Here is a 2323-nt window from a genome sequence, read left to right as displayed (position 1 = left end):
CATTTGAATTTATGATTTTGTTTAAGAGAAAGAGCGATGGATGTCGCATATTTAAACAGTATTGTAAATAGTATTATATTTATACAAAATATACATTTTGTGTGAATATAATATAAACATAATATATTTATTGTTTATGCAGTATTTTTATTGTTATTTATACAAATTATGTTTGACTTATTATAAAATGAATAATAATGAAATTCCCGCTGCATCATTATGATACAGTTATTTTTAATAATTAAAAGGAGACTAAAAATGGCTAGTTCAAGCTCGTCACATGATTCACACAACAGTTCACATTCAACTACAGCGTGTGGTATTAAAGATTATTATCATGCCGCGCAAACAGAGAAGATTGAGGTAGGACTCCTCGGAGGAGTTGCGGGAGCTCTGTATGGAGGATACGCTGGCTCGCGAGTTGGTGTATGGGGTACGGTTACAGGCGCTGTAGCGGGTGGATATGCAGGTTATAAAATGGGCAGAGATGCAGGGCTTATTATAGGGCCTATGAAAAAGTTTCAGGAGTGTGGTCATCACGTTGACATTTTTTGATTTGTAGATAATTCTTAATAATATATTTAAAAATCAATTTTTTAGACATATATTTATAAATATATGTCTAATTTTATTTATTTTATAGATATATAGCATTATAATATTTTATATAAAAAATTCATTTCGGGTGTTTATTATGTATATTGGTAATAATCTTATTTCACTATTAATTTATAATGTTTTTGATATTTTATTTTCAATATTTATTTTTATATTTTCATTTTCATTAATTTATAGATACAGTGGTGACAGTTGGAAAAATAGTATAAAGGAAGCAATTAAGACATTTAGTGGGTTCTTTTTGTTATTTTTGGCGTTTTGTTTTATTTATGTTGCGTTTAAATATATTAGATATTAGTATTTATATTTAAATTATGTTTGATAAAAAATTATTTTCATTTAAATAAGTTTCTATTATTTGTAATAATATATATTTTTTTTATTATTATGAAATTTCTTTATAAAATTGAAATAATCATTTATTGTAAAATACAGATGAATTTATGTGTATTTTATTGTTTATTTTTTTCTGTAACTATATTACATATGCATCATATTTTATGATAAATGTATTTCATCTTTCTTGATGAAGATATATTTTTCTATTTTCATTGGAAAAATAAGCCTGTAAGAAATGCTTAATTTCCTTATTAGAGAAGTCTTCTTTCCTACTTTTATGATGAGATTTCTGAGCATAAAAAATATATGTAAAATCAATTATAGTATTTAAGTTTAGAATTTGAATTCAAATTCAAATATTTTATCTATATGTCACGCGCTAAAAAGAGTCTCAAAGAGGGCGCACATGGAGCCATAACAGGGTTTAATATTGGTTGGCTAGATAAGGCTGTTGAGTGCCACACAAAAAAGTAAGGCTGGTGTACTAATTCTAATTTGTAGATCGTATTAAAGAAAGATATCTCTGGAATTAATATTGTTGTAAATATATTTAATAGAACATAAATTAAATGTCTGCAACTGTATCTAAGCAAACATCAGAGATATCTATATTTTTAATTATATATATTATATTTTGGAACTTTTTTATTATGGATACTTTAGAAATTATTAAAACTGTGTTAGTTTTAATAAGTATTATTGGTTTTTTTAAAATTTTTTCTTATATACTTAGATTCAGAAGTTGGAAAAAATATATAAAATCAGATTTAATTGAGTTAAGTTTATTATTTATAGCATTCTCAATTTCTGTCTATATTTCTATATATATAAAATCATTCGTAAATATAGATAAATTATTTTAAATTAAAATATTATGATATATGATATGTTTTTTATCAGTTTAAATAAGATTTATTTTTAGTAATTGTTTTATATCTATGTAGATTTTACATTTCAAAAAATGAGTTGCCTTAGTTAAAAAGAGATAGAAAAAACAACATTTTATATGAGAATTCTATTTTTTGTTATAGATTATTTGCGTATCTATAAATTTATGTAGCTATAAGTTTATAATGAAATTTGCTAAATTTATTTTTTACAGAGTTTTTTCTTAAAAAACACAAATTGTATCAACTTCTCCAATACGTGACAACAGTTTCCCCACTTGCCAATGGCGTAAAGTGGGTAAAGAGAGACTTAAAAGATGGGTGTAAATGCGCCGTCCAAATTCTAGCGTAAGCCGATTGGCTAAATAAGCTCCTAAGTAGCCTGATAGAGTGATAAGAGCTGTGCTAAACAGCATGATAGCAACCATCAAGACAACGATAGCATAGAGACTTTCAATACGCTGAAAAGGGAGAATACG

At 25.5% G+C, this 2323-nt stretch carries 2 protein-coding genes; one reads left to right on the top strand and one right to left on the bottom strand.

The genetic code is table 11. The features are described 5' to 3' along the window. The first annotated feature begins 258 nt into the window (after nt 1-258). A complete protein-coding gene (locus ACFIKQ_RS08925) occupies nt 259-555 on the top strand; it encodes a hypothetical protein (RefSeq protein WP_375656302.1) in 297 nt (98 codons plus the stop codon). 1513 nt (nt 556-2068) lie between these two features. On the opposite strand, the gene ACFIKQ_RS08920 is transcribed toward ACFIKQ_RS08925, so the two are convergent. After that, on the bottom strand, nt 2069-2323 hold a 255-nt coding region (locus ACFIKQ_RS08920), incomplete at its 5' end, for an ABC transporter transmembrane domain-containing protein (RefSeq protein ID WP_375656301.1).

This window comes from Bartonella sp. MR63HLJHH, assembly GCF_042194155.1.
Classification (GTDB): Bacteria; Pseudomonadota; Alphaproteobacteria; order Rhizobiales; family Rhizobiaceae; genus Bartonella; species Bartonella grahamii.
The sequence above is the reverse complement of the archived record's forward strand: the minus strand, read 5'-3'. Positions and strand labels throughout refer to the sequence as shown.